The sequence below is a fragment of the Glutamicibacter endophyticus genome (assembly GCF_048457885.1).
In the GTDB taxonomy this organism is placed as follows: Bacteria; Actinomycetota; Actinomycetes; order Actinomycetales; family Micrococcaceae; genus Glutamicibacter; species Glutamicibacter endophyticus.
Window position 1 is genome coordinate 1,663,011 of sequence record NZ_CP174200.1, and the last position, 26,985, is coordinate 1,689,995.

At 61.4% G+C, this 26,985-nt stretch carries 26 protein-coding genes, 1 tRNA gene and 1 other RNA gene; 11 read left to right on the forward strand and 17 right to left on the reverse strand.

Annotated elements, in window-relative coordinates; all coding sequences use genetic code 11:
* Window positions 1-13: 13 nt before the first annotated feature.
* From ACJD00_RS07745 to aceE, 7 genes are all read right to left on the reverse strand, one after another.
* Entirely contained in the window at window positions 14-589 is a 576-nt protein-coding gene (locus tag ACJD00_RS07745) for a dihydrofolate reductase family protein (protein WP_418909206.1), read from the reverse strand.
* 111 nt (window positions 590-700) lie between these two features.
* Complete coding sequence (locus tag ACJD00_RS07750; protein WP_418909207.1) at window positions 701-1,939, reverse strand: beta-ketoacyl-[acyl-carrier-protein] synthase family protein; 1,239 nt, start codon at window positions 1,937-1,939, stop codon at window positions 701-703.
* A 114-nt stretch (window positions 1,940-2,053) separates the two neighbouring features.
* Window positions 2,054-2,293, reverse strand: a complete 240-nt coding sequence (locus tag ACJD00_RS07755) for an acyl carrier protein (RefSeq protein WP_309407325.1) — start codon at window positions 2,291-2,293, stop codon at window positions 2,054-2,056.
* Window positions 2,294-2,478: 185 nt separating this feature from the next.
* A complete protein-coding gene (locus tag ACJD00_RS07760; RefSeq protein WP_418909208.1) occupies window positions 2,479-3,399 on the reverse strand; it encodes an ACP S-malonyltransferase in 921 nt (306 codons plus the stop codon).
* Window positions 3,400-3,569: 170 nt separating this feature from the next.
* Window positions 3,570-4,784, reverse strand: a complete 1,215-nt coding sequence (locus ACJD00_RS07765; RefSeq protein ID WP_418909209.1) for a PucR family transcriptional regulator — start codon at window positions 4,782-4,784, stop codon at window positions 3,570-3,572.
* An 87-nt stretch (window positions 4,785-4,871) separates the two neighbouring features.
* Window positions 4,872-5,027: a hypothetical protein gene (locus ACJD00_RS07770; protein WP_309407321.1), complete on the reverse strand. Its 156-nt coding sequence runs from the start codon at window positions 5,025-5,027 to the stop codon at window positions 4,872-4,874.
* Between the two features lie 198 nt (window positions 5,028-5,225).
* Window positions 5,226-7,970 carry a pyruvate dehydrogenase (acetyl-transferring), homodimeric type gene (gene aceE / locus ACJD00_RS07775; protein ID WP_418909210.1) on the reverse strand — a complete coding sequence of 915 codons (2,745 nt, stop codon included), beginning with the start codon at window positions 7,968-7,970 and terminating at the stop codon, window positions 5,226-5,228.
* 366 nt (window positions 7,971-8,336) lie between these two features.
* Between aceE and ACJD00_RS07780 the strand changes: the two genes are divergently transcribed.
* The 4 genes from ACJD00_RS07780 (at window position 8,337) to ACJD00_RS07795 (ending at window position 10,005) form a co-directional block, all read left to right on the forward strand.
* Window positions 8,337-8,753, forward strand: a complete 417-nt coding sequence (locus ACJD00_RS07780) for a DUF3052 domain-containing protein (protein ID WP_309407319.1) — start codon at window positions 8,337-8,339, stop codon at window positions 8,751-8,753.
* 7 nt (window positions 8,754-8,760) lie between these two features.
* Complete coding sequence (locus tag ACJD00_RS07785) at window positions 8,761-9,225, forward strand: redoxin domain-containing protein (RefSeq protein WP_418909211.1); 465 nt, start codon at window positions 8,761-8,763, stop codon at window positions 9,223-9,225.
* A 72-nt stretch (window positions 9,226-9,297) separates the two neighbouring features.
* Window positions 9,298-9,373: transfer RNA gene (locus ACJD00_RS07790), tRNA-Val, on the forward strand.
* Between the two features lie 437 nt (window positions 9,374-9,810).
* Window positions 9,811-10,005: a CsbD family protein gene (locus ACJD00_RS07795; protein ID WP_309407316.1), complete on the forward strand. Its 195-nt coding sequence runs from the start codon at window positions 9,811-9,813 to the stop codon at window positions 10,003-10,005.
* Window positions 10,006-10,173: 168 nt separating this feature from the next.
* Here ACJD00_RS07795 and ACJD00_RS07800 read toward each other — a convergent pair whose 3' ends face one another.
* The 3 genes from ACJD00_RS07800 to ACJD00_RS07810 all read right to left on the reverse strand — a co-directional run bounded on the left by ACJD00_RS07800 (window position 10,174) and on the right by ACJD00_RS07810 (window position 12,744).
* Window positions 10,174-11,061 carry an esterase/lipase family protein gene (locus tag ACJD00_RS07800; protein ID WP_418909212.1) on the reverse strand — a complete coding sequence of 296 codons (888 nt, stop codon included), beginning with the start codon at window positions 11,059-11,061 and terminating at the stop codon, window positions 10,174-10,176.
* 178 nt (window positions 11,062-11,239) lie between these two features.
* Entirely contained in the window at window positions 11,240-12,409 is a 1,170-nt protein-coding gene (locus ACJD00_RS07805) for a hypothetical protein (RefSeq protein WP_418909213.1), read from the reverse strand.
* A gap of 74 nt (window positions 12,410-12,483) precedes the next feature.
* Window positions 12,484-12,744, reverse strand: coding sequence for a GlsB/YeaQ/YmgE family stress response membrane protein (locus tag ACJD00_RS07810; RefSeq protein ID WP_418909214.1), 261 nt, complete (start codon window positions 12,742-12,744; stop codon window positions 12,484-12,486).
* A 238-nt stretch (window positions 12,745-12,982) separates the two neighbouring features.
* Between ACJD00_RS07810 and ACJD00_RS07815 the strand changes: the two genes are divergently transcribed.
* Both ACJD00_RS07815 and ACJD00_RS07820 read left to right on the forward strand, forming a co-directional pair.
* Window positions 12,983-13,492, forward strand: a complete 510-nt coding sequence (locus tag ACJD00_RS07815) for a gluconokinase (RefSeq protein WP_418909215.1) — start codon at window positions 12,983-12,985, stop codon at window positions 13,490-13,492.
* 41 nt (window positions 13,493-13,533) lie between these two features.
* Window positions 13,534-14,949: a GntP family permease gene (locus ACJD00_RS07820; RefSeq protein WP_418909216.1), complete on the forward strand. Its 1,416-nt coding sequence runs from the start codon at window positions 13,534-13,536 to the stop codon at window positions 14,947-14,949.
* A 116-nt stretch (window positions 14,950-15,065) separates the two neighbouring features.
* On the opposite strand, the gene ACJD00_RS07825 is transcribed toward ACJD00_RS07820, so the two are convergent.
* A complete protein-coding gene (locus ACJD00_RS07825) occupies window positions 15,066-15,803 on the reverse strand; it encodes a FadR/GntR family transcriptional regulator (protein WP_418909217.1) in 738 nt (245 codons plus the stop codon).
* A gap of 199 nt (window positions 15,804-16,002) precedes the next feature.
* Here ACJD00_RS07825 and gndA point away from each other — a divergent pair, with 199 nt between their 5' ends.
* Window positions 16,003-17,442, forward strand: coding sequence for an NADP-dependent phosphogluconate dehydrogenase (gene gndA, locus ACJD00_RS07830; protein ID WP_418909218.1), 1,440 nt, complete (start codon window positions 16,003-16,005; stop codon window positions 17,440-17,442).
* 74 nt (window positions 17,443-17,516) lie between these two features.
* Here the strand turns inward: gndA and ACJD00_RS07835 are convergent, their stop codons facing one another.
* Together ACJD00_RS07835 and ACJD00_RS07840 are read right to left on the reverse strand one after the other, a co-directional pair.
* Window positions 17,517-18,029, reverse strand: a complete 513-nt coding sequence (locus ACJD00_RS07835; RefSeq protein WP_418909219.1) for an N-acetyltransferase family protein — start codon at window positions 18,027-18,029, stop codon at window positions 17,517-17,519.
* Complete coding sequence (locus tag ACJD00_RS07840) at window positions 18,029-20,293, reverse strand: ATP-binding cassette domain-containing protein (RefSeq protein ID WP_418909220.1); 2,265 nt, start codon at window positions 20,291-20,293, stop codon at window positions 18,029-18,031. Before ACJD00_RS07840 ends, ACJD00_RS07835 begins: the two co-directional genes overlap by 1 nt.
* A gap of 196 nt (window positions 20,294-20,489) precedes the next feature.
* Here ACJD00_RS07840 and ACJD00_RS07845 point away from each other — a divergent pair, with 196 nt between their 5' ends.
* The gene (locus tag ACJD00_RS07845) at window positions 20,490-21,773 is read left to right on the forward strand and encodes a dicarboxylate/amino acid:cation symporter (RefSeq protein ID WP_418909221.1); all 1,284 of its coding nucleotides are present in this window, start codon (window positions 20,490-20,492) and stop codon (window positions 21,771-21,773) included.
* A gap of 96 nt (window positions 21,774-21,869) precedes the next feature.
* Here ACJD00_RS07845 and epsC read toward each other — a convergent pair whose 3' ends face one another.
* From epsC to msrA, 3 genes are all read right to left on the reverse strand, one after another.
* Window positions 21,870-22,454 carry a serine O-acetyltransferase EpsC gene (gene epsC, locus ACJD00_RS07850; RefSeq protein WP_418909222.1) on the reverse strand — a complete coding sequence of 195 codons (585 nt, stop codon included), beginning with the start codon at window positions 22,452-22,454 and terminating at the stop codon, window positions 21,870-21,872.
* Between the two features lie 122 nt (window positions 22,455-22,576).
* Window positions 22,577-23,512 (reverse strand): cysteine synthase A, encoded by a 936-nt coding sequence (cysK, locus tag ACJD00_RS07855; RefSeq protein WP_418909223.1) that lies wholly within the window; start codon window positions 23,510-23,512, stop codon window positions 22,577-22,579.
* A 122-nt stretch (window positions 23,513-23,634) separates the two neighbouring features.
* Entirely contained in the window at window positions 23,635-24,159 is a 525-nt protein-coding gene (gene msrA, locus ACJD00_RS07860; RefSeq protein ID WP_309410443.1) for a peptide-methionine (S)-S-oxide reductase MsrA, read from the reverse strand.
* Window positions 24,160-24,289: 130 nt separating this feature from the next.
* Here msrA and ACJD00_RS07865 point away from each other — a divergent pair, with 130 nt between their 5' ends.
* Window positions 24,290-25,273 (forward strand): Nif3-like dinuclear metal center hexameric protein, encoded by a 984-nt coding sequence (locus ACJD00_RS07865; protein WP_418909224.1) that lies wholly within the window; start codon window positions 24,290-24,292, stop codon window positions 25,271-25,273.
* Window positions 25,249-25,662: a VOC family protein gene (locus tag ACJD00_RS07870; protein WP_418909225.1), complete on the forward strand. Its 414-nt coding sequence runs from the start codon at window positions 25,249-25,251 to the stop codon at window positions 25,660-25,662. The genes ACJD00_RS07865 and ACJD00_RS07870 overlap by 25 nt, the downstream gene beginning before the upstream one ends.
* Window positions 25,663-25,680: 18 nt before the next feature.
* Here the strand turns inward: ACJD00_RS07870 and ACJD00_RS07875 are convergent, their stop codons facing one another.
* Complete coding sequence (locus ACJD00_RS07875) at window positions 25,681-26,460, reverse strand: YaaA family protein (protein WP_418909226.1); 780 nt, start codon at window positions 26,458-26,460, stop codon at window positions 25,681-25,683.
* A gap of 89 nt (window positions 26,461-26,549) precedes the next feature.
* Between ACJD00_RS07875 and rnpB the strand changes: the two genes are divergently transcribed.
* Window positions 26,550-26,904, forward strand: an RNA gene (gene rnpB / locus ACJD00_RS07880) — RNase P RNA component class A.
* Window positions 26,905-26,985: the final 81 nt, after the last annotated feature.

Genomic DNA, 26,985 nt, shown 5'->3' on the forward strand with positions numbered 1-26,985 from the left:
ACGCTCGCGGTCGTTAGCGCACCACGTCGAAGACCTGTTTCTGGATGCCGTTCGGGTACGTTGCCTGAGCGGTCAGCTGTAGTTTCTGCATATCCAGATCGGCCTCACTGAACAGTCGTAGTCCGGCGCCAAGGAGCACCGGGAAGACCAGCAGGTGATAACGGTCGATCAGTTGATGTTCCTGTAGCGAATGCACGAGCGTTCCAGAGCCATGAATGATCAGTGGCGCACCGTCTTCTGCGCGCACCCGCGCGACATCGGCGGCCGAGCGCAACAGCGTGGTCTTACCCCAGTTATCGACTAGATCTCCGGGTTGCAGGGTCGTAGAGACCACGTATTTGTCCATGGCGTTATAGCGCGGAAACTCTTCGGTCATCGTTGGCCAGACACCGCTGAATGCCTGGTAGCTTTTCCGGCCAAGCAGCATGGCGCCAGCTTCGTCCTGTTCGCTTCCCTTGAGCTCGTACGCCGCCGGATCGAATTCCGTTGCGGACATGGTCCAACCCGAATTGCGGTAGCCCGGTTCACCGCCCGGAGCCTGCATGACGCCGTCGAGGGAAATGAAAGCCGTGGCAATAATGGTACGCATGTGGCCGAGAATACCAGTGCGTGTGGTGAAGGGGAATACACCAACGGCGGGCCCCGGTAGCTTGATGCTACTGGGGCCCGCCGCAGGTGACTTGCGTGTCCGCCGGTACGCTTAGACGCTGCGGATCGCGACCACGGCGTTGTGACCGCCGAAACCGAAGGAGTTGTTCAGCGCAACGATGCTTCCCTCACGCAATTCGGCTGGCTGTCCGGTGACAACCTTCAACGGAATCTCCGGGTCCTGATTGTCGAGGTTGATGGTCACCGGGGTCTTGCGGTGATAAACGGCCAAGGTGGAGAGCACCGACTCGACGGCGCCGGAGGCACCGAGCAGGTGTCCCATCTGGCTCTTCGTGGCCGAGACCCAGACATCATCGAGGGCGTCGCCCAGAGCGGCACGCAGGGCGGTGTACTCGGGCTTATCGCCGACCGGAGTGGAGGTTGCGTGCGCATTGACGTGTACGACATCTTCCGGCTGGATTCGGCCGTCGAACATGGCAGCCTTCAGCGCGCGGGTTGCTCCGAGGCCCTCGGGGTCCGGCGCGGTGATGTGGTAGGCGTCGGCGGTGACCGAGGAGCCGGCGAGCTCGGCATAGATCCGGGCGCCACGGGCCAGTGCGTGCTCTTCGGCTTCCAGTACCAGTGCGCCGGCGCCTTCACCCATGACGAAGCCGTCGCGGTCAACGTCGTACGGGCGCGAGGCGCGGGCCGGGTCGTCATTGCGCTTGGACAGCGCCTGCATGGAGGCGAACGCTGCGATAGGCATCGGGTGGATGGCCGCTTCGGCGCCACCAACCATGACAACATCGGCCTTACCCGAACGAATCAGATCCAGACCCACGTGCATCGCTTCGGTGCCCGAGGCGCACGCGGAGACCGGGGTGTGTGCGCCACCGGCGGCACCGAGGTCGAGGGAGACCGCCGCAGCCGGACCGTTTGGCATAAGCATCGGCACGGTCATCGGCAGCACGCGACGTGGGCCCTTTTCCTTCAGGGTGTCCCAGGCGTCAAGAAGGGTCCACACGCCACCGATACCGGTCGCGAAGGCCACAGCCAACTTATCGCGGTCGAACTCCTCGATGCCCGAGTCCTTCCACGCTTCGCGGGCCGCCACCACGGCGAACTGCGTGGACGGATCCATGCGCTTCATCTCCACGCGGGAGAGGGTCTCGCTGGCAGGAGTCGACGCACGCGCCGCAAAGGTGACCGGCAGTGAGAACTCCTCCACCCACGAATCGGTCAGCGTGGCTGCCCCGGATACACCCTTGAGGGCGTTCTCCCACAGGGTTGGGACGTCCCCGCCAATGGGGGTGGTGGCTCCGAGACCGGTGATCACTACTTTGCGCGCCATCATCAAACTCTCTACTGGGAGGCAATAAAAACTAGAGCGGCCGGCTTGACGTACCGGCCGATGCGCGCGGCAAGCTCCACGCGACGGTTGCCCCGAGGGGCCAAGGACTTAACCTTAGGCGTTAGCGATGAAGTTCACTGCGTCGCCCACGGTCTTGAGGTTCTTGACTTCCTCGTCCGGGATCTTCACGTCGAACTTCTCTTCGGCGTTGACCACGATGGTCATCATCGAGATCGAGTCGATGTCCAGGTCCTCGGTGAAGGACTTGTCCAGCTGCACATCGGCAACGTCCAGGCCGGTCTCTTCGTTGACGATCTCGGCGAGGCCCGCCAGGATTTCTTCGTTGCTAGCCATTACGGCTCCTTTTCTTTCTCGTGCCGGCGAGGCCGGGCAGTGTGCAGTGGCAACCGTTCTCGGAGGCCACCAATAGGTGAAAACTTATCGGGTTTTCACGCTTCCGGGTTAAAGCTTAGGGCAGAGGTGCCTGCTACTGGTTCAAGACAAGCCCCGTCGCCCGTTGGGTTACGTCCCGAAGCGCGTTAGGCGCCGTGTTCGGCGATAAACTCACGAGCCGCGTCCAGATCCTGCGGGGTTTTGACCGCAAGAGTCTTGACTCCCTTCAGCCCACGGCGCGCCAGACCAACCAGGGTGCCGGCGGGGGAGAGCTCGAGCAGGCCGGTCACTCCCTGAGCGGCCAGGGTTTCCATGCAGAGATCCCAGCGAACCGGGCGGGAGACCTGCGCAACGAGGGAGGCGAGATTGGCTTCGCCGTCGGCTACTGGCTCACCGTCAAAGTTCGACAGCAGGGTGCGCGATGGGGTGGCGGGGTTCAGCGAGCCGGAGAGCTCTTCGAGCACACCCACGGCCGGGGCCATATGCGCGGTATGGAACGCGCCGGCGACCTTCAGCGGGATCACGCGGGCCTTGGCCGGCGGGTTCTCGCCGAGAGCCGCGAGCTGCTCCAGGGTGCCGGCGGCCACGATCTGACCGCCACCGTTGGCGTTTGCAGGGGTCAGGCCCAGCTCGTTCAAGCGATCGGTGACTTCTTGGGCGTCCCCGCCGAGGACGGCGGCCATGCCCGTAGGAGTGACGGCGGCGGCCTGGGCCATTGCGTTGGCACGTTCACGCACGAAGGTCATGGCGTCGGCTTCACTGAGCGCACCCGAGATCGCCGAGGCGGTGATTTCACCGACCGAGTGTCCGGCCAGGATTGCCTTGCTTGGCAGCTCGTTGCCGAAGAGTGCGCGGGCGCTGGCTAGCCCGGCGGCCACGATGAGCGGCTGAGCGACGGCGGTGTCCTTGATGGTTTCTTCGTCGGCTTCGGTGCCGTAGGCAATGAGATCGCGCTCGCTAATGGCGCTGAGCTCGGTCAAGTGTTCGCGCACACCTGGCACGTCGAGCCATTCGTTGAGAAAACCTGGGGTCTGGGAGCCCTGTCCCGGGCATACAATTGCTAGCACTCTTCCAGCTTTCCAAATAGTCGATTCTTTTCGCGCGGCAAATAAGTACCAAGCTCGCGAACCCTGTTTGTATGGATGCTACAAAAGCCTATCGCATCCAACCCCAGAGAATTCACGATTTTTGGTGTTGCGGACCGCGAAAAACTGTGTGGTTCCCATAACCGGGCGGTTTAGTCATCCTCGGGCTGCAACCTGCCAACCAACAGCGCCGTGTGCAGAACAAAGGCATCCCGGGCGGAGAGCGGATCCCAGCCGGTGACCTCACTGATGCGCTTGAGGCGATACCGGACCGTGTTGGCATGCACGAAAAGTTCACGGGCCGTGCCCTCGAGCGAAAAGCCCAGGGCGAGATAGCTACAGAGCGTTTCGGCCAAGGCGTTCCCCGCTTCGATGAGTGGCCGGTAGACGCGTTCGAGTAAGGCCGTGCGAGCCAGCTGGTCCCCGTTGAAGGCACGCTCGGGCCACAGATCGTCGGCGGCGACCGGCGTAGGGGCCTGTGGCCACGCACGAGCCGCCGAGACGCCGGACATTGCGGCCAAGGCGGCGTGGTGCACGTCCTTGATGTTTGGCGCCAGCGGCGAGTAAACCACGGGCCCATCGCCGAAGAGTCGGGCCATGCGGTGAAAGTCCACCTCGTCGAAGCGGGTGCCCGATAGGACCATAATCGAGCGTTCGCCTAGCACGCTGACGAGTGAGTCCCGTGAATACCGGGCGGCCACGCGGCGCAAGGCGTTGACGAACGTGCTCGGTGCCATTTTGGGAGTCATACCCACCATCACGCGCAGGTTCTTCTGTGAACGCCAACCTAGGGCGGCCACCCGGGAGGAGAGCGACTCCTGCGACTCTCCACGTAAGACAGCATCTATGAACTGGGCTTCGAGTCGTGAATCTAAGGCGCCGCGGGTTTCTGCCGCCCGGGCATAGACGTCGGCGGCTGCAAAGGCTACTTCACGTGAATAGCGCAAGACCGCCTCGCGCACCTGAGCCTGCTCGGACTCGATCACGATGTCCGGGACCTGGGATTCGACAAGTTCCACGATCGTGCGCAGCAACGCCAGTGCCTTCTGCAGGCTAATCGACCGGGTGAGTTCGGTCGGTGCCGCTCCGAAAACGTCACTCATGACCCAGGCGGGCGTTGAGTCGGGCTCCTCGTACCACGACACGAAGGTCGCAATACCCTTTTGAGCCACGAGACCCAAAGCGGCGCGTTCCTCGGGTGCCAATGAGCCATACCAAGGTAACGACTTTTCCAAGTAGCGAAGTGCCGTGGTGGAAAGTTCGCCCAGATGCGACTTGAGCCGCTTGATGGTCTGCGGACTGGGTTTGGGCAGGTGGTTGGCCATCCGGGACGGCTGCTTGGTGGGGAAATCGGACTCTTGGGCCATGCTCTAGAGCATACGGAAAATTCGCGAACACCGCGTTGCGGCAAGCCGGTGCCCGGCGGGAGAACCGCCGGGCACCGGTAGATATATTTACACTTCGCGGGCGGTGATCCGTAGTCGTGAGGATTGCGCCGCGGCTTTGACGATCTCATTGGCTAGCTTGCTCGCCGCCAGCACCTGCTCCTGGGCGGCAGGAGCGTTGGTCAATGGTGTACGTACGTTTGTTTGAACTGGCTGGTTACCCATGGTTCCCCCTTGCCTTGTGACCTACCATCAGTCTTAACGCTAGGGCTCACGGTTGTGGTGGGGGTGGGCAGGATCTGTAAGTAGTCAGCTAGATTCATCGAACAAAGCTGAACTTTAGCTGGATATAAGTTGAGGGTCGGAAAGAACCAGTTGGTTCTTTCCGACCTTCAAGGCATGATCCGCTAGGCGGTGTGTGGGTTAGGCGTCGCCGCCGGCGTTCCCACTCGTACCCGCGGTCGGGTCATTCAACCGGTACGCCGCATGCGCCTCGGCGACCTTCGCCTCATCAATCTCCCCACGCTCGGCCAACGCGGCCAGCGCCTGGACCACCACGGTATGCGCATCGATCTTAAAGAACCGGCGCGCCGCGGCCCGCGTATCGGAGAACCCGAACCCATCAGCACCCAACGTATAGAACTCACCGGGCACGTACGGGCGGATCTGCTCGGGCACCGCGCGCATGTAATCACTGGTCGCGATCACCGGCCCGGTCGCCTGGGCCAGTTTCCCGGTCACAAACGGGGTCACCCGCCCACCAGCCGGATCACACAGGTACGCCTCATCGGCGGCCTGCCCATCCCGCGCCAACTCGTTCCAGGAAGTCACCGACCACACATCGGCGGACACACCCCACTGCTCGGCCAGGATCGCCTGGGCTTCTAACGCCCACGGCACCGCCACACCCGAAGCCAAGAGTTGGGCGCGGGGCCCGTCCACGGCGGCTTCCTTCAACAGGTAGATGCCCTTGATCAGCCCCTCGACGTCCAGGTTGTCTGGTTCGGCCGGCTGGGTGATCGGCTCGTTATAGACCGTGAGGTAATACATCACGTTCGGATCCGGGTGCCCCCCACCATACATGCGCTCCAGCCCGGAACGCATAATATGCCCGATCTCGTACCCGTAGGCCGGGTCGTAGGTGATCACCGCCGGGTTGGTGGCCGCCAGCAACGGTGAATGCCCATCCGCGTGCTGTAGTCCTTCACCGGTGAGGGTGGTGCGTCCGGCGGTCGCACCGATGATGAACCCGCGGGTCATCTGATCCGCCGCAGCCCAGAACTGGTCGCCGGTGCGTTGGAAGCCGAACATGGAGTAGAACACGTAGATCGGGATCAACGCTTCGCCATGGGTGGAGTAGCTGGTGCCCGCGGCGGTGAACGCGGCGACCGCGCCGGCTTCGTTAATGCCCGGGTGGATCAACTGACCGGCCGGGGATTCCTTATACGCCAGTACCAGGTCACGGTCCACCGAGAGGTAGTTCTGCCCGGCCGGGTTATAGATCTTCGCGGTCGGGAAGAACGAGTCCATACCAAAGGTGCGGGACTCATCGGGCACGATCGGCACGATCCGGTGCCCGAAGTCCTTATCGCGCATCAGATCCTTGAGCAACCGGACAAAGGCCATGGTCGTGGCCGCCTGCTGCTTCCCGGAACCGCGTTTGGCGATCGCGTAGGACTTCTCCCCGGGCAAGGTCACCGGGGTAGGGGTTTCGGAACGGCGTGAGGGTACCGCCCCGCCTAGGGCGGCACGGCGTTCCATCAGGTACTTATACTCTTCGGAGTCCACCCCGGGGTGGTAGTACGGCGGCAGGTACGGGTCGGCTTCCAGCTGCGCGTCGCTGATCGGGATCCGCAGGTGGTCACGGAACCCCTTCAAGTCTTCCAGGGTGAGCTTTTTCATCTGGTGGGTCGCGTTGCGGGCCTCGAAGTGCGGGCCCAGCCCGTACCCCTTGACCGTTTTGGCCAGGATGACGGTGGGTTTGCCCTTGAACTCGCTGGCGGCCTTATAGGCGGCGTAGACCTTGTGGTAGTCATGCCCGCCACGCTTGAGCTGCCAGATCTCATCATCGGAAAGGTCCGCGACCAGTTCCTTCGTTTCGGGGCGCTGCCCGAAGAAGTGCTCGCGGATAAACGCCCCGGACTCGGCCTTGTAGGTCTGGTAGTCCCCATCGGGGGTCTGGTTCATCACATCGACCAGGGCCCCGGCCGGGTCCTTGTCCAGCAGGGTGTCCCATTCACGACCCCAGACGACCTTGATCACGTTCCAGCCCGCGCCGCGGAAGAACGCTTCAAGTTCCTGCATGATCTTCCCGTTACCACGTACCGGCCCGTCCAGGCGCTGCAGGTTGCAGTTGATCACGAAGTTCAGGTTATCGAGCTTCTCATTCGCGGCCAGCTGCAGGAAGCCACGCGACTCGGGCTCATCCATTTCCCCGTCCCCGAGGAACGCCCACACCTGCTGGTCGCTGGTGTCTTTAATGCCGCGGTTGTGCAGGTACCGGTTCAGTTGGGCCTGGTAGATCGCGTTCGCCGGGCCGATGCCCATCGACACGGTCGGGAACTGCCAGAACGCGGGCATATTCCGTGGGTGCGGGTAGGAGGGCAGCGCGTGCCCTTCCTTGGACTTTTCTTGGCGGAACCCGTCCAGGTCCTGCTCGGTCAGACGGCCTTCGAGGTAGGCGCGGGCATACATGCCCGGGGAGGCGTGGCCTTGGAAGAAGATCTGGTCCCCGCCCCCGGGGTGGTCTTGGCCGCGGAAGAAGTGGTTGAATCCGACCTCGTAGAGGGTCGCGGCACCGGCGTAGGTGGAGATATGCCCGCCGACCCCGATGTCGGGGCGTTGTCCGCGGTGAACCATGACCGCGGCGTTCCAGCGCATGAAGGCCCGGTAGCGGCGTTCAATGGCTTCGTCACCGGGGAACTCGGGTTCTTGATCGACCGGGATCGTGTTGACGTAGTCGGTGGTGGTGACCATCGGCACGCCCACGGATTTCGCGCCGGCGCGTTGCAGTAGGGAACGGATGATGAATTGGGCCCGTTCGGTGCCCTGCGCCTCGACGAGTTGGTCGAACGAGTCGATCCATTCCTGGGTTTCTTCAGGGTCTCGGTCGGATAGCTGATACGTCAAACCACTACGGATCTGAGAGATGTGCTCCTCAACAGCCACGGTTTCTCCTAGGTTGATATGGCGGTCTCTATGGTTAGGCGCGAGGTTTCGTCGGATAACCATATGCGGGACAACGGACTTAACTGCGCGGGTACCGTGAGTGCGTCCGATTCACCCCTAACTCTAGTTCGCCCTCGCGAGCGAAAAGACGAAAATTTCGCCCGAAAGGGCCTAAAAGCATTCTTTTTAGGTGACATAAGGCACCTCGTAGGATGTCAAAATCCATTTAACCCATGACTCTGTGATGTGGCACACTCGTTACGTGACAACAAAACCCGGCGTGTTGCGTCGTTCACGCTTGAATGGGAGCGCGAAACCGTGTTTCGTTGTTAACAACGCTTCGCACCATCATCAGGAGGAACACAAGTGAGCGACGCCGTACAGGCAAATCTGGAGCCCGCAAAAAAGCTCGGCTTCAAAGAGGATGACCTAGTTCAAGAGCTGGGTTATGACGATGACGTGGATTTCGATCTGCGTGATTCCATCGAAGATCTCATTGGTTCAGAGTTGCTCACCGAGGAAGACCATGACGTGGTCGACTCAGTTATCTTCTGGTGGCGCGATGGTGATGGAGACCTCGTAGATGCACTCGTAGATTCTCTGAGTTGTCTCGAGGAGGGTGGAGTGGTCTGGCTACTTACGCCAAAGCAGGGGCGCGACGGCCACGTTTCGCCGGCACTTATTCAACAGGAAGCTCCCACCGCCGGGCTTCACGTGACCACCTCCGAGGGTGTTTCCGCCGATTGGTCGGCGATGCGCCTCATGCCTCGCCGCAAGAACTAGGGGCAGTGTGACTATCAATCCGGGTGACCGTATACCTAGTTGGTGCCTGGAAAACCAGTTCGGAGAACTGGTGGACGCCGACGACGTGAAGGTCGGGCGGAGTCTGCTGGTTTTCTTTCCGTGGGCGTTTTCCCGCGTCTGTGGAGCCGAATTGGACGAATTGCAGCGTGAACATGCCTTTTTCGCGGAGGCCAAGGTACGTGTCTGCGGAATTTCCGTGGATCACAAATTTGCGTTGCGCTCCTATGCGCAGGACCGCGGTGTCGAATTTGAGCTTCTCGCTGACTTCTGGCCGCACGGCGCTGTGGCGCGGCAGTTTGGCGCCTTTGACGACGAGCGTGGCGTCGCTACGCGACATAGCTACTTTGTGGTCGATGGAATCGTGCGGGAAGTAATTTCGAGCCCACTTAGTACGGTCCGTGCGTTCAGTGACTATCGATCCGCGATAGAGACGCACGTCACCGCCCACTGATTTGCATCGACCCGCACAATGCGTATAGAGTAGATCATCGTTGGCAGGAAGAAATTCCTAGTCACACTGGAAGGGCCTTTAGCTCAGCTGGTAGAGCGTCACGTTTACACCGTGAATGTCATCGGTTCGATCCCGGTAGGGCCCACCAAAGAAAAAGTCCCCTGAGTTTGAGTGTTTAGCTCAAGCGCAGGGGACTTTTTCGTTCCCTAGCGCAGCCGTTTGCTGGCTGATCCAGAAAGCCCCAACATTCTCGGCTCGGCCCAATGGTGGGCGGAATGCCTGATTAAGCGCACCTGTGCCCGGCACGAGACCCAGCGAGGTCAACGACCGTGGCGTTTAGGCGAATTCGGGTCTCACTTCGGTCTCCGATGACATTCAACGCCCCAATCACCGGATAATCTCCGTGTTTTTCAGGACGAAGTTCTGCACTAAGTTGACGTTTCATCGGAATAGTCTGGGATGAGCCTGTAAAGCCTAGACAGGTTCAGTTACCTCTCCGTAGCGTGGGATTTATCGGGCATGCGGTGGCATCTCGCCGGTGCGCCGATCGAATGAGTATTTCGATCAGGAAGGAAGGCTGTGTAAATGGGTCTCGGTGACAAGATCAAGAACAAGGCGCAGGAAGTTTCCGGCAAGATCAAAGAAGGCGTTGGAGACGCTACCGACAACGAGGACCTGCAGGCCGAGGGCGTAAAGGATCAGGCGGCCGCATCGGCTAAGCAGGCTGGTGAACACATCAAGGACGCGGCCAAGGACGTCAAGGATGACTTGAACAAGTAGGCCGTCTCTAAAAAATGTCCCACCTAATTAGGTGGGACATTTTTTATGCTTGAAAGCGAGCAGCAACCGACCGAGGTCAACTCCTAGCGGTGCGGCCTTCGCACGCCGCTAGGGTCATGGCGTGCTGGTGCCGACAGCTGGCAGACGTTACTGGATCTTTGGCGGCTATTACGGCAGTAATCCGCAATTGGGCTGGAAGTCAGGATCGGCGGGTGCATTTTGCTGCGCCAGCGCGTGGGAGACGAGCCGGTGGACTACGGGGTCGTTTGGCGTTTGATCGTGTTCGAAGAAGTCCAGTGGGCACAGGTCTTGCAGGACCAGGTTTGTGACCTGTCGTTCATGCCCCGCCAGGAACTGCGAGCGGTATGGGGTAACCACTTCGTCGTATTTGGTCGTGATGACCGTGTACACCGGGCCTGGTACGGTGTCGCCGATCGAATTCAGTTCCTGCATGAACTCGCTGCCGGCTTTTTGGTCGGCGCAGGCATCGCAGATCACCGAGGCGGTATCGACAAGAAGAGCTCCCTCTGCGCTGGGCATGAGTACGCCCCGCGTTCCGTGATTTGACGGTGCGATCCCGATGAGCTGGTTGACATATTTGGCTCCTCCCAGGAAACCGAGGTACCACCGCGGCATCATCCCGCCCTGACTGTGTCCCACGAGGTCTACCTTTCGAGCTCCGGTAGCCTGACGTACCCGGTCGACGAAGTCGGCCAGTTCCTTCGCGGATTCGCGAATGGGACCGGAAGCTGGCAGGTGATTGCGCACACCGTAATTGAGCGAGTAGACGCAATAGCCTTGGCTTTTGAGTACCGGAGAGAGGGTGGACCAATTCTTCAGCATGGTTTCAAAGGTTCCTGGCACCAAGATCACCGGATAGGGGTGTGCGTCGCTGGGCTTGCATCCCCAGTCATTCGCGCCGAGGGGACTGAGCTCGAAGCTCTGCAATTCAGTGTTCGATGAATCTGTACTGGCCGCGGCCGACGAGCTGGGCAGGAGCACCCCGAGGCTGAGTAGGGCGCAGGCAGCGAGGGACGCGAGGAAGCGACGAGGCATGACGAATTCCTTGAAAGTGCGGGCGAGGACTGCAAATTACTATCTAGTAACAAAGGATGTGTGTCAAGGGTCACACTTCAATGTCGCCCGTTGCCCTCCCGAGTAAATTCGCCGCCGTCGGTCTCGAGGTCGACACCTAGCCCAGCCGCCGTGTCGCCGTTACGAATTGCGATCGTTCCTAGTGGGGCAGCAGTTGATCGAGTAACTCGTAGAACGGTTGATGCCCGAAGTAGGCGCCGTGATTTCGTGGAAAGGGCGCCTCGGTATCTACCGGATAGTCTCTCGATGTAGGGCCAAAAAATGACGCATTCCGCGATGCCAACAGGTCGCGGGGATCGTAGACATTACTCACTCGGGGAAAGTCGGCCGGTGGGTGAAAGTCCGGAGTGTATGGCAATGACGGTAGAGCGTTGAGTTCGAAGAGTAGTCCAGCGGGGCTTCCGGCGCTGATAAATTCCTGCACTGGAGCCAGATCGGCTGACAGTAGCAGATCTAGGCAGGCTACCGCCCCAAGTGAATGTGCCACGATGCTGGTTGGCCCTACAGGCAATGCATCGATGTGCTCCTTGATCAGTTTTCTGATGGCAGCACCCCTGCTGAGATACATTGTGAGATCGCCAAAATAGGGGGCGGCAAAGCGGGTGAGTTCGGCGCGATAGTGGGCAAGCCATTCTGTGGCCAAATGCAGTAGCCAGTCGGTCAGCGACAGCGCCGTGGGAACTTGGCGGTGGTCGGTGGTGATCGCATGCGCGATGGCTTCTTCAAGTTCCCGGCGGTGGACGCCATCCACCGCCGTCAGCCCGCCAAGGGAGGCGTCATTGGCTTTTATGATTGCTGCCGTGAGTGCCCGAGCAAGGGCCCCGGTGTGTGGTGTCGGCGTGTGTGCAGCCGCGAAGTACGCGTCGTAGGAGCGCGCTACAGTCATCGCCGCACTGAACGAAGGCTCGAGGTGCAACTTTTTCAGGCATGCCTGAACCTCCGCCGACTGCTCTAGTCGTACGGCTATTTCGCCGATCTCGACCGTCTCGGAGGCAGCGGACCCGGGGCCAACGGGGGAGTAGCGGGCCTTGAGCTCGGCCAAGGGATCGATATCGAGCATGCTCCAGACGCGGAGCATTCCGTCATTCTGGGTGTCCGGCATCTCAAGGTGGGCTGCAATCGATCCACGAAATTCCGGAATGCTTTCTCCGCCGCCGAGCAGGCGTGCGCCTAGTTCGTCGCTCCACGCAATGGTGGTGATCCGTGCCTTCGGACGTAGCGGCAAGATCTGCTCGCCGGCTTGTCGCTCGAAATTTTCGCGGAGGGAGCCCCTCACGCCAGCGCCGGGGACGAGAACGACATTGCTCATGGCTGATCCAATTTCATAGGAAAACGGGTCGGGTCGACGTCCATGACGTCGACCCGACCCTTAGGGCTGTTTGGCTAGGCTCGCTTGCGGGTAAGAAGTCCCCAGATCACCAAAACGAGGAGGGAACCACCGATGGCAAGTAGCCAGGTCTTGATATCCCAGAATTCTCCAAGGCCCACGTCGAAAATTATCGAGCCAAGCCATCCGCCGACGAGGGCGCCAACCACGCCGAGGATCAACGTCGCGAACCATCCGCCGCCTTCTGGTCCGGGCTTGATCGCCTTGGCGATGGCGCCGGCAATTAGACCCAAAACAATCCAACCTATGAAACCCATGGTTCACCTCTCAGTTCGCATTGAGTAGTGCCTTCATACGAAGACCTAAGGCTGAGACTACGACAGAGCGCCGACCGGGGCTAGCCACTCTGAGAACTTCCCGGGAGTTCACAGGTTCGTTTGAGTGATAAGTGACTATTGACACGAAGAGGCGGGGGTCCTAGGCTGAATAAATCTTACTTATACGCATGGTTCGTTTCTAAAGTAAGACAAAAGAGTACACGACGAAGTGGGGAGCATGATGAGCGATGTCACGCCGATGGTAGTGATGGGCGTATCCGGGAGCGGTAAATCGACCGTGGGCGCAATGATTGCGCAGCGCCTAGGAATTGAGTTCATTGACGGAGACAGCCTTCATCCGGAATCAAACCGCGCCAAAATGGCCGCCGGTCAACCATTGGATGACGCCGATCGCCGACCGTGGCTAGAGATCATCGGTCGTACCCTCGCCGAAAGCCAGCAAGCCGGTGCCCCCGTGGTCATTGCCTGCTCTGCGCTCAAGCGAAGCTACCGCGATCTCATCCGTAGTTTCGAACCCACCACTCGCTTCGTACACCTTGCCGGTACGCCAGAAACCCTGAGCGAGCGGCTCGCGGCGCGTAATCACGAATTTATGCCCGCCTCGTTGCTGACCAGCCAACTCTCCACCTTGGAAGAGCCCGGCGCTGAAGAGTCGGCAATTCTGGCCGATATTTCGGCCAGCCCCGAAGACATCGTCACGTACGTCATCGATACGCTTTCCGCCTAGCTGCACGCAGCCCTCGATATATTCACTGATCAAGGACGACCATGAACACAGATATCGTCATGAACTGGACGCTGGGCACCCCAGCGCTCCTGGGCCTAGCAGTGGCCGCCGTAGCGGTCTTGCTTCTGCTCATCATTCGCTTTCGAGTCCACGCTTTCCTAGCGCTGATTCTGGTCAGCTTGCTGACCGCCATCGCCTCCGGCATTCCAGCGGAATCGATTATCACCACACTCACAAGCGGGTTTGGAAGTACTCTCGCTAGCGTCGCACTGCTGGTAGGTCTTGGTGCCATGCTGGGCCGCATGCTGGAAACCAGTGGGGGAGCCGAAGTGCTCACCAAGTGGCTGATCGACAAGTTCGGTGAGACGCGAGCCCCCTTGGCTCTGTCCGTAGCATCGTTGCTCTTCGGTTTCCCGATCTTCTTCGATGCCGGCCTGGTCGTGATGCTCCCGATCATCTTTACCGTCGCGCGTCGACTCGGCGGCTCCCTGCTGCTCTATGCGATCCCAGCCGCCACGGCGTTCTCGGTCATGCACATTTTCGTCCCGCCACACCCGGGTCCGGTGGCCGCCTCCGGCCTGCTGGGAGCCAACGTGGGACTGGTTTTGGTCCTCGGCCTCATCGTGGCACTGCCGACCTGGTACGTCGCTGGTCACCTGTGGGGTAAGTACGTAGGTAAGAAGTTCAACGTTGCCGTCCCGGACATTCTGGCCGGCAACTCATCCACCGATGTCTCCCGCAAGGAATTTGCTTCCTCCCCGAGCGTTGGCACCGTCTTTAGCTTGCTGCTGTTGCCACTGGTGCTGATCTTCATCAACACCGGGCTGAACATGCTCGGCGCCGCTGGCGCCGTTGACCCGGAGGCCACGTGGGTGCGCTGGTTGCGTCTGCTTGGCGAAACTCCGGTGGCCCTGCTGCTGACCGTCCTGCTCTCGATGTACCTGCTGGGTGCCCGTAAGAACAAGGACAAGAAGCTCATCGAGACTATCGTCGATTCGGCGCTGGGCCCGGTGTGCTCGATCATCCTGATTACCGGTGCCGGTGGCATGTTCGGTGGCGTGCTGCGCGCCAGCGGTATCGGCGGCGCCGTAGCCACCTCGCTGGAGAGCATTGGACTTCCGCTGGTCGTAGCCGGCTTCTTGATTGCCGCGATCGTTCGTCTGGCTCAGGGCTCGGCCACCGTCGCACTGACCACCGCCGCTGCCATTGTGCAACCGGCCGTCATGGCCGATGCTTCGCTGAGTGCTTTCCAGATCGCGCTGATGGTGCTCGCCCTGGCGGCAGGTTCCGTCTTCGCCGGACACGTCAATGACTCCGGCTTCTGGCTGGTCTCCCGGTTCTTCCAAATGGACGTGCCAACCACGTTGCGCGTCTGGACCGTCGGACAGGGTCTGGTCGGTTTGGTGGGCTTCGCCTGCGTCATGGTGCTCTACGCCATCGCTACGATGATGGCCTAGCGGCAACGACGCCGCCCATCACGGCGGATAGTACAAACGCGGCGGGTGCCCGATCTCCCAAAGAGGGGATCGGGCACCCGCCGCGTTGTTGTGTCGTCTAGTAGATCCGAGATCGGTTACTTGCGCTGCGGGCGAGTCGGATCGTGGAAAAGCCGCGGGGCATCTTGCCAGATACCTGAGATTTCGTTCTGGGTGCGTCGCATGATGCTGTCCATATTCTTTCGCGCCCCGACCGAATCGGCGGTGGAAATTGCGTCGGCCACGGCCTGGTGCCATGCCAGGGCCTCTTCGTGGGGGCGATCTGGCATCAGCCCCAACTCGGTACGACCTCGCAGGATCGCCCCGATCGGGGTGGCAAGGGTCGCGAACATTTCGTTGCCCGAGGCGGCCAGCACGATCGCGTGGAAGCGGATATCGAGCTCTAAGAACCGGACCAGATCTCCCTGGCGGCCGTAGTGGCTCATCTGGGCCGAGACCATGAGCAGTTCCTTGCGCATTGCCTCCGGCGCATGCACCGCAGCCAGCTCGGCCGCCATCGGTTCGACGCAACTTCGTAGTTCGGTTAGCGAACGTAATTGCGCACCTTGCTGGTCGCTAGCCAATCGCCAGCGGATAACCTGCGTATCGAAAGGGTTCCAATGTTCTGGAGCCAAAACGCGGATGCCCACGCGCTTGGTGCTGGTAACCAACCCGGCCTGCGCCAGGACACGAATCGCTTCGCGGATCACCGAGCGGGAGACCTCGAGCCGATCTTCCAGATCGGCGGCCAACAGAATGGACCCTTGAGGGATCACCCCGCTGACAATGCGGGAGCCTAAATGCTCCACTACTTGGTTATGCAAACTCGTAGGCATACCTGAATCTTAGTAACTGGGCCGTCAATTACCGGAACCGCACCGGGGAATGCACGAAATAAACCAGTTTTATTTGCCAGAGACCCGGACAAGGCGTGCCGCGAACGGTAGACTGGGATTCGTCACGATGCCGTGCGGGCACGGTCGATGGTGCCCGATGCGCGGCACAACTCCCCGTATTTGATGGAGACTTATTTTTATGCCTGCACAGATTGGCGTTACAGGTCTGGCCGTGATGGGTGCTAACCTCGCCCGCAACTTCGCTCGTAACGGCTACACCGTTGCTTTGCACAACCGCTCGGTAGCTAAAACCGATGCGTTGCTCGAGGCCCACGGGTCGGAGGGCGACTTCATTCGCACCGAGTCCCTTGAGGAACTGGTCGCCAATCTGGAAACCCCGCGGCGGGTGCTGATCATGGTCAAGGCCGGTGCTCCGGTGGATTCCGTGATCGAATCGCTTGTGCCGCTGCTGGACGAAGGCGACATTGTCATCGACGCCGGTAACTCGCACTACACCGACACGCGTCGTCGTGAAGCTGCACTGGCCGAAAAGGGCCTGCACTTCGTGGGTGTCGGCGTCTCCGGTGGCGAGGAAGGCGCACTGCTGGGCCCATCGATCATGCCTGGCGGTTCGGCACAGTCGTACCAGGCCCTGGGCCCGATGCTGGAGAAGATCTCCGCCAAGGCCGATGACGGAACCCCGTGCTGCGCGTGGATCTCGACCGATGGTGCCGGCCACTTCGTGAAGATGGTGCACAACGGCATCGAATACGCCGATATGCAGGTTATCGGCGAGGCTTATGATCTGCTGCGCAATGCGGCGGGCATCGAGCCGGCCGAACAGGCCAAGATCTTCACCGAATGGAACGCCACCGAGCTCTCCAGCTTCCTCATCGAGATCACCGCCGAGGTGCTCGGCCACGTCGACGCTTCCACCGGCAAGCCACTGATCGACGTCATCGAGGACTCCGCAGGGCAGAAGGGCACCGGACGCTGGACCGTGCAGTCCGGCCTGGATCTGGGTTCACCGGTCTCGGCCATCGCCGAGTCGGTCTTTGCCCGTTCGCTGTCGTCCCAGCGCTCCATCCGCGCCGTGGGCCAGCAGGTGCTGGAGGCGAACACCAGCGAGGTGACGCTTCCGGAGAACTTCGTCGAGGACGTGCGCCAGGCGCTCTTCGCATCCAAGCTCGTTTCCTACGCGCAGGGTCTGGACATGCTCACCTCGGCTGCAGGCGAATACGGCTGGGAACTGAAGCTGGACGAAATCGCCGGCCTGTGGCGCGAAGGCTGCATCATCCGTGCCGCCCTGCTCAAGGACATCACCGCCGCGTACTCCGGTGCCGAGAAGCCGGAGAACCTGCTCTTCGCCCCAGCTTTCGCTGAGGCCATTGCCAAGGCCGTACCGGCATGGCGCCGCGTGGTGGCCATCGCCGCACAGGCCGGCATCCCGGCTCCGGTCTTCTCCTCGTCGCTGGCCTACTACGACGGCTTGCGTCGCGACCGCCTGCCGGCCGCGCTGACTCAGGGACTGCGCGACTTCTTCGGTGCACACACCTACCGCCGCAACGATAAGGAAGGCACCTTCCACACGCTGTGGAGCGCCGACCGCTCCGAGGTCGAAGCGGTGGACACCCACTAATTCGAAGTAAGGCAAAGGCCCGAAATGCTTCATGCATTTCGGGCCTTTGCGCTTCCTACCGCATCTTGGGCCGGCTAAAGCCGAAGCATGCGTGCGTCGGTGATCGCCGGCGCCGCAGGGTCTTGCTCGGTTCGCCCATCGAAGCTGAAGCCGTTGCGCTGATAGAACGCGATGGCCCGCGGATTTTCCTGGGCCACCCAGAGCATCGTGGGTTCGTGTCCCAGGACCGCATCGAGCAGCCGCTGGCCGACGCCCGTGCCGTGGTGCTCGCGCAGTACGTAGAGCATGTGCAGGCTCAACTTGGCCCCGGTGGCCCGATCCGACTCGGAACGGACCGGTCCGGCGAGCGCCACCCCGACGGCTTGTTCGCCGAACACCGCGAGCATGGGGCGCAACCCCATTTCCGGGCGCTCGTGCAGGTCGGCGGTGATGCGTTCCCATTGACGCACCCGCGAAGCATGGTGCTCGTCCGTGAAGAACCCCTCGGGCAATAGCTCGGCATAGGTTTGCTTCCAGCACTCGACCAGCAGGGAGGCAATCTGCGGTACGTCATCGGCCACCGGGACGCGTAGGAGATAACTACTCATCAGGCACCTGCAACGTACTCGGCCAGGTGGATGCCGGTCAGGGTTTTGCCAGCGGCTAGATCGCGTGGGGTACCTTCGAAGACGATGGTGCCGCCCTCATGTCCGGCGCCCGGACCCAGATCGATCACCCAGTCGGCGTGAGCCACGACGGCGAGATGGTGTTCGATGACGATCAGCGTTTTGCCCTCGTCGACCATTTCGTCCAGCAGCTTCAATAGGCGGTCCACGTCGGCCATGTGCAGACCCGTAGTCGGTTCGTCGAGTACATAGGTGTCGGCCCCCTGACCCAAATTGATGGCCAGCTTCATGCGCTGACGTTCGCCGCCGGAAAGGGTGCTTAGCGGTTGGCCGAGTTTCAGATACCCCAGACCTACCTGATTGAGGCGTTCGAGCATCGGTTTGGCCTTGGCGATGCCCAGCGCCTCGGCGGCCCGTTCGATGCTCAGATCCAGAACATCGGCGATATTCAGCCCCTGATACTGGTACTCGAGCACTTCATCGGTAAAGCGCCGTCCCTCGCACCGTTCGCAGCGGATGGCAACCCCGGCCATGGAGACCAGGTCGGTGTAGATGACCCCGGCTCCCTTGCATTCGGGGCAGGCTCCGTCGGAGTTGGCGCTGAACAGGGCCGGCTTGACCCCGTTAGCCTTGGCGAAGGCGGCCCGGATGGGGTCCATGATGCCGGTGTAGGTTGCCGGGTTGCTGCGTCGCGAGCCGCGGATCGGGGACTGGTCCACGACCGCCACGCCCTCCTGCTTGGCCACCGTGGAATGAATCAGCGAGGACTTGCCTGAGCCGGCGACCCCGGTGATAGCGCACAGCACGCCGCGGGGGATATCCACGTCGACGCCGCGCAAATTGTGCTCGGTGGCCCCGCGAATTTCGATCGGGTTGTGCCCGGTTCGCACCTGTTCCTTGAGGGGGACCCGCTGTGTGAAATGCTCCCCGGTGCGTGTGCTCGAGGTGAGCAGCCCAGCCACATCGCCGGAGTAGCAGATGGTGCCGCCATGCACCCCGGCCCCGGGGCCCAGATCGATCACGTGGTCGGCGATGCGCACCACCTCGGGTTTGTGCTCGACTACCAGCACGGTATTGCCCTTATCGCGCAGCGACAGCAATAGTTGGTTCATCCGCTGAATATCATGCGGGTGTAGCCCCACAGTGGGTTCATCAAACACGTAGGTGACATCGGATAGGGCGCTGCCCACATGTTTGACCATCTTCACGCGCTGCGCCTCACCGCCCGAGAGTGTGGCCGCCGGCCGATCCAGCGAAATATAGCCCAAACCGATGTGCACCATGGACTCGAGCACGAGGCTGAGCTTTTCGAGCAGGGGGAGCGCACCGGGCTCGTCGATGGTCTTCAGTGTCGCCAGCAGATCGCTGACCTGCATGGAGCACAATTCCGCGATTCCGTGCCCGTGAAGACTTGAGGCACGGGCGGCGTCATTCAAGCGGCTGCCGGAGCAGGCCGAGCACGGGGCAGTGGTGGAGATCCGTTCCACAAAATCACGGATGTGCTTTTGTTTCACTTCCCGCTCGGAGTGAATGTAACTGGATTTGATGCGGGTCACCAACCCCGAGTAGCTCATGTTGGCACCATTGAGTTTGACCTTGCCCGGTTCGGCGTAAAGGAGCCGCTCCAGCATCTGCGGATCCATTTCCCGCAAGGGCACGTCCAGGTCTACCTGAGTTCCCGCCGTCAGAGTTTGAAAAAGCCAGGCACCCGGTGCGAAGTTCGGCGCGTTGATCGCTCCTTCGTTCAGGGTCTTGTCCCAGAACAACAGTTCGTCAAGGTCGATGCTGGCCTCGGTGCCAAAGCCTTCGCAGACCGGGCAGGCGCCTTCGCCGAGGTTGAAGGAGTAGGCGCCGGGGCCGCCGGCACTCGGGGTCGAATAGCGTGCGAAGAGCATGCGCAGCAGCGAATAGGCATCCGTGGCGGTTCCTACCGTCGAGCGCGAATTGGCTCCCAATCGTTCCTGATCCACCACGATGGCCGCCGTGAGATTTTCCAATACTTCCACGTCGGGCCGTGGCAGCGAAGGCATGAAGGTCTGCACGAACGTGGAGTAGGTTTCGTTAATCAGCCGCTGGGATTCGGCAGCGATGGTGCCGAAGACCAAGGAGGATTTACCGGAGCCGGAGACCCCGGTAAAGGCGGTGAGGCGACGTTTGGGGATGTCGGTGTCGACCGCACGGAGATTATTTTCGCTGGCCTTGCGGATCCGAATGTACTGGTGCGTATCTGCGGCGTGTTCGCTCATGACTCTCAGCATACTTAATCGCTGCCCGATACTTAATCAGTAAGTTGGCGCCGCGCTGCGTAGCGAAATCCCGTGCTGACCCGGGCGTGGATTTCGGCTTAGGCGCGGCACTGTTTACCATTGTTGAGTCGTGCGCTGCGCCACATGTAGTTTGCGCGGTATCTGCGTTCCGCACCCTTTGACTTTAAGGATCATCATGAAGTTCCTGAAATCTATTCCGCTACTCGGGTGGATTATCGTTGCCATCATCCTTGGCATTTTGACCGGACCGATTATGCCCACCGGGCTCGGTAATATGTTCCTGACCTACAACTCGATCTTCTCCGGCTTCCTCGGGTTCATCGTGCCACTGATTATTCTGGGACTCGTGATGCCCGCGATCGCCGAACTGGGCAAGGGCGCCGGCAAGTGGTTGGGGATTACCGCGCTTATCGCCTACGGTTCCACCGTGCTGGCCGGGTTGCTGGCCTATGCGGTCAGCCGCTGGCTATTTACCGCACCGCTGTCGGGGGCGAGCCTCGAAACCCTCAACGAGGGTTCCGAGTCCGGTTTTACTCCCTACGTCACGGTGGCTGCCAGCGCCGGAGATTCGGCAACGCAGATCGTCCTTGAACCGGTCATCGGTGTGATGAGCGCGCTGGTGCTGGCCTTCGTTATCGGTATTGGGCTGACCGCTTTCCGCAGCACCGTGCTCTTCCGTGGCGCTGTGGAGTTCCGTTCCATTATCGAATCGGTGATCCGCCGCATTATTGTCCCGGCCCTGCCGTTGTTCATTTTCGGCATCTTCATGGATCTCTCCGCCAGCGGCGCGGCCGTGGTGGTCATTACTCGCTTCCTGCTCGTGGCAGCTGTGGCCTTCGGCTTGACCCTAGTCGTGTTGTTGGCCCAGTACTCGGTGGCCGGAGGCATGACCGGACGCAACCCATTCAAGGCGCTGTGGAATATGCGCGATGCTTACTTCACCGCCCTGGGTACCTCCTCCTCGGCCGCGACCATCCCGGTCACCTTGGCTTCGGCTAAGAAGAACGGCGTGTCCGATTCGGTGGCCGGTTTCGTCGTGCCGCTGTGCGCAACCATCCACCTGTCGGGTTCGATGGTGAAGATTACCTGCTTCTCCATTGCCGTACTGTTGCTGACCGGTGGCGACGTGTCCATCGGTTCCTACCTGCCGTTCATCCTCATGCTGGGCATCATGATGATCGCCGCTCCGGGCGTCCCCGGTGGCGCAATTGCCGCCGCGGCCGGTCTGCTCGCGCAGATGCTGGGCTTCGGGGAGGCCGAGGTTGGCCTGATGTTCGCCGCCTACATCGCCCTCGATAGCTTCGGTACCGCCACGAACGTCACCGGTGACGGTGCCATCGCGATGATCATGAACAAGCTAACCCGTGGTCACCTAGGCACCCAGGTGCAGGACCCGGAAGATGAAGAAATCCAGAGCGCAAGCGGCACCACGTCCGAGCCGCACACGCTGGGCGATTAATTCACAGGGCTCGAACGCCCGCCGAAAATAGTTGAGGTCGATGCCGCATCAGCGACATCGACCTCAACTATTTAATGGGTTTCAACTAAACGGTGGCTAGATCCACATCGCCGGGTCAATGTACTCGGCTGGATCCACCGCTGGCTTGCGCTCTTCGGGGGTACGAGGCCGATTCTGCGCCGGAATACCCGTAATGATCGAACCCTCCGGTGCGTCCTTGACCACCACGGCGTTCGCGCCCACGGCGGAGTCGGCGCCGATCACGATGGGGCCGAGGACCTTGGCGCCGGCCCCGATGACCACCCGGTCACCGATGGTGGGGTGGCGCTTGACCTTCGCCAGCGAACGACCGCCGAGCGTCACGCCGTGATACAGCATCACGTCGTCGCCAACTTCCGCGGTTTCGCCAATGACGATGCCCATGCCGTGATCGATGAAGAAGCGTCGCCCGATGGTGGCGCCGGGGTGGATCTCGATGCCGGTAATGGCCCGGTTGGCCTGGGAGAGCAGGCGGGCTGGCCAGCGTAGCGCCGGGTTCTGCCACATGCGGTGGGCCAGACGGTGTAGCCAAATGGCGTGCAGGCCCGAATAGACGAAGAAGTTCTCCACGTCGCTGCGGGCGGCCGGGTCGTGCGAACGGGCGGTGGCCAGGTCTTCGCGCAGTCGGGAGAGGAAGCTCATGGTTCTACCTTAGTGTTTTGGGTGCAGTGGGCAGGTGACCAGCGTAAACGCGTCAATGGGTGGTTGGATCCTATTAGGTCCAACCACCCATGGCGCGTATTTATTCTCCGCCGGTGAACTCTTTAGCCGCGAATGTCGTCAAAGAGCAGGGTGGAGATGTAGCGTTCGCCGAAGTCCGGGATCACGGTAACGATGCGCTTGCCGGCGTTTTCCTCGCGAGCTGCGACCTGCAAGGCACCCCAGACCGCTGCACCACCGGAGAGACCGCCGAGGATGCCTTCCTGCACTCCCAGGGCGCGGGCGGTGGCCACGGAGTCGTCGATCGAGGCGTCGAGCACCTCGTCGTACAGTTCGGTGTCCAGCACCTCGGGAATAAAGTTGGCGCCCAGACCCTGGATCTTGTGCGGACCTGGCTTACCACCGTTGAGGATCGGGGAGTCCTTCGGCTCGACGGCCACGATCTTCAGGTTCGGGTTCTTTTCCTTCAAGAAACGACCTGCGCCGGTGATGGTGCCACCGGTACCGATGCCTGCGACCAGGATGTCGATCTGGCCCTCGGTGTCGTCCCAGATCTCCGGACCGGTCGTCGATGCGTGGATCTCCGGGTTTGCCTCGTTGGCGAACTGCTGTGCCCAGATAGCGTTCTCGGTGGTAGCCACGATCTCCTTGGCCTTCTCCACCGCGCCGCGCATGCCATCGGCACCCGGGGTCAGCACAATCTCGGCACCGAAGGCACGCAGCATGACGCGACGCTCGGTCGACATGGTCTCGGGCATGGTCAAGATGACACGGTAGCCGCGGGCGGCACCGACCATGGCCAGTGCGATACCGGTGTTGCCGCTCGTGCCTTCCACAATGGTGCCACCGGGCTTGAGTGCGCCGGCCTGTTCGGCGGCGTCGACGATAGCCACACCGATGCGGTCCTTGACCGAGTTGGCCGGGTTGTAGAACTCGAGCTTGACGGCGATCTCGCCTGGCAGGCCCTCACCGATACGGTTGAGCTTCACCAGCGGGGTGCGGCCGATGATTTCGGTGACGTTGTTGTAGATCTTGCCCATGAATATGCAGTCCTTACGTACAAATAGCCGTCAGTGCGGCATGGGTTGGGTCGCGGGTCCGGGTTGGTCCGGCATTCGACCAGGTGCTTCGCTCTTAACCTTAGTAGGCTGCGCAAGCCACCCTAGTCGTTGAGCCATTGAGCGTAATATTTCCTGACCTTTACCAGCTTCGGGTCGATGATGACGCGGCAGTAACCCGCATTCTGGTTGTTTGTGTAGTAGTCCTGGTGAACTGTTTCGGCCAGATGAAACCTCGTGTCATCTTCGATTGACGTGACGATGCGGTTTGGGTAGATTGCGCCAAACTTTTCGATGCTCTGCTCAAACAAGTGGCGCTGAGCCTCATCGAGCGGGAACATGGCCGAGCGATACTGCGTGCCCACGTCGTAGCCTTGTCGATTGAGCGTGGTTGGATCGTGCGTCGTGAAGAACATGTCCAGAATGACCTCGGCCGGTACCACCGCCGGGTCGAACCGTACCGCCACCGCCTCGGCGTGGCCGGTACGTCCGGTACACACTTGGTAATAGTCCGGGTCTGGGGTGTGCCCGCCAATATAGCCCGAGAGCACCTCGTGCACTCCGCGGGTCCTTTGATACACCGCGTCGAGGCACCAAAAGCAGCCACCGGCCAGAATAAACGTGGTCAGGGCCGTCCCATCGGCGGTCGTCGTTTCGGGGCTGAAGGTCAGTGGTTCGGAGGTTTTGTGTCGCACATTGTGCATAACGTTGCGGCGTTGCAAAGTGTTCCATCGAGCCAGCATGCGTAGTCTTAGCACTATGCAGAGCAAGACCAACGGGCCCGTTCCGCCCGAGCAGAATTCGGCGAAGAAGGCTGCGACGCCCGCCGCCGAGAAGGCCACACCCGCGGACGCGGAACCCACACCGCCGGCCGAGCAGGCTCCGGTGCACGGCGAAGCGGCAACTCCCGCCGTCCCGACCCTGGGCAATGTCTTGGAAGCCGCCGAGGAACTATGGCCGCTATCTCTCGCCGAGGCGTGGGATGCGGTTGGTCTGGTCACCGGACGCACCGGACAGCCGGTGCGCAAGGTCGTGTTCGCCGTGGACCCGACCCTCGAGGTCATTGACGATGCAATTGCGCAGGAAGCGGATCTGCTGATTACCCACCACCCGCTATTGCTACGCGGGGTCACGCAGGTTGCCGGCACGCATTTCAAGGGTGAAGCCATTCACCGATTGATTGAATCCGGTACCGCGTTGCTGACCGCACATACCAACGCCGACAGCGCCGTGGGCGGGGTCAACGACGCCTTGGCCGACGCCTTTGGCCTGCAAGACTGTGTGCCGCTGGTGCAATCACCCAATGGCCTTCCGGAAGAAGGACTGGGGCGCGTTGGATTCCTCGAGAAGCCGATGAAGCTCGAGGCCTTCGCCGAACGGGTCTACACGGTGCTCCCGGCGGTCGCCGGCGGGGTACGCGTGGCCGGAGACCGACTAGGTGTGGTGCGTAAGGTGGCGATCTGTTCCGGTGCCGGAGACTCGCTCTTCGATGCCGTGCGTTCGCATGCGGCGGATGTGTACGTGACCGCGGATCTGCGCCACCACCCGGCCAGCGAACTTCGTGAGCAGGCCGGTGCCGGTCACCCCTACCTGATCGATGTTTCGCATTTCGCCTCCGAATGGGTGTGGCTCTCGGCCGCCGCCAAGGCGCTAGGCAATGTGCTGCATGACGATGGTTTCGACATCGACATCCAGGTCTCTCAGGTCAATTCCGACCCGTGGGACTTCGTGCTCACCCCGTAGTGATGTTGCACCACCTCGAGTTGTGGGTTACCGAGCTCGATCCCTCGATCGCCAGCCTCGGCTGGCTATTGACCCGCATGGGGTATCGGCAGTCCGCGCGCTGGAGCGACGGGATCAGCTACCAGCACGGCGACTTCTACATTGTGCTGGAGTCCGGCCCGGACCTGCAGGCCGGAGCTCATGAGCGCCGCCGCCCCGGGCTGAACCACTTGGCGTTCCGGCTGGAGTCACGGGACTTGGTGGACGCGGTCACCGCCGAGGCGCTGAGCCACGGTTTCAAGCTCATGTTCGCCGACAAGCACCCCCATGCCGGAGGCGAGCAACATTACGCAAGCTACCTCGAAGACGCCGCCGGTTTCGAGGTGGAACTAGTCGCCGCGGGTCCCTAACGAGCACCCGCGGCGCCGCTACTTCGCCGTGGTGAACTGGTGATCTTCGGGCAGCAGAATATTCAGGGCGCGGCCCTTCTTATCGTCGACGAGGCTCGCCGACCAACGCTGTGAAATCAGCTCCAGCAGCTGTTGGGGATTCTGCGGCTCATGCTCGGCCTGCAAGAGGAAGCGGGCCACCTCGCCGCGGGTATGCTTCGCGAAATGCGACACGACCTTCGGCACCCCGTTGCGTAGCTGAAAAACATTAACGGCGACGGCGTTGCCATTACCCGGCTTGTAGGCTGCCGCGTAGGTGCTCGACCGCGCATCGACAATCAACTGGTCGCCAGCCACCTCGTCGAGCACCGCCCCTAAACGCTTCTTCCACCAGGTCGCCAGCTTGCCGAGCGGTTCGAGCTTCACCGACATCGAGAGGCGATAGGGCGGAATGCGATCCGCGTACCGCACCGCGCCCCACAGCGCGGAGATCACGAGCACCTGTTCATCGGCGCGACGCTGTGCGCGCGGATCGAGCGTGTTGTATCCCAGCGCCTCATAGAGAACCCCGGAATAGATTTGGTGCGCCGGGGCCGCCGGTTCGGTATGCAGGGCCACATTGCGTGCCACCTCTGCGGCCAGTGAGGCACCGACCCCGAGCACCTCCATGGCATCGGCCGCAGCCGAAACCTCACCGAGGGCGTTGAGCGCGGCGTGTCGGTCCTCATTGAGGGCGGGAAAGGAGAGCTCCTCGAGCTCAAAGGGTGCGCCGGTGGCGTGGGCGGTTTTACCTTCGGAAGGCGGCAACAAAATAAGCACGCCCTCCAGCTTAATGCCCCAGGAGCGGGCTCGCCGTGTCCGCGTAGCTGAATGAAGCAGTGCTGGTGAGGGACTAGAATGGTAACGAATGGGATGGTCAGGCGATCGCGTGCCGCAACAGCGGCCCGAGGAACGTCCGGGCTCCACAGAACAGGGTGGTGGGTAACGCCCACTCGGGGTGACCCGCAGGCTAGTGCCACAGAAAGTAAACCGCCAGGCTCGTCCTGGTAAGGGTGAAAGGGTGGTGTAAGAGACCACCAGTGCCCCGGGTGACCGGGGCAGCTAGGTAAACCCCACCCGGAGCAAGGTCAGACAGATTGCGTTTGAGGGCTGTTCGCCCAAGCAATCGGGTGGACCGCTAGAGGCTGTCGGCAACGGCAGTCGTAGATAGATGATCGCCACCGCACTGCGGTACAGAACCCGGCGTATCGGCCATCCCATTCAACATTCCTCGCCCCCACCTTGCGGGTGAGATGATTCACAGCGCCGACGCGTTCAACGGCCCCGCTACCGACTAGAATGGTA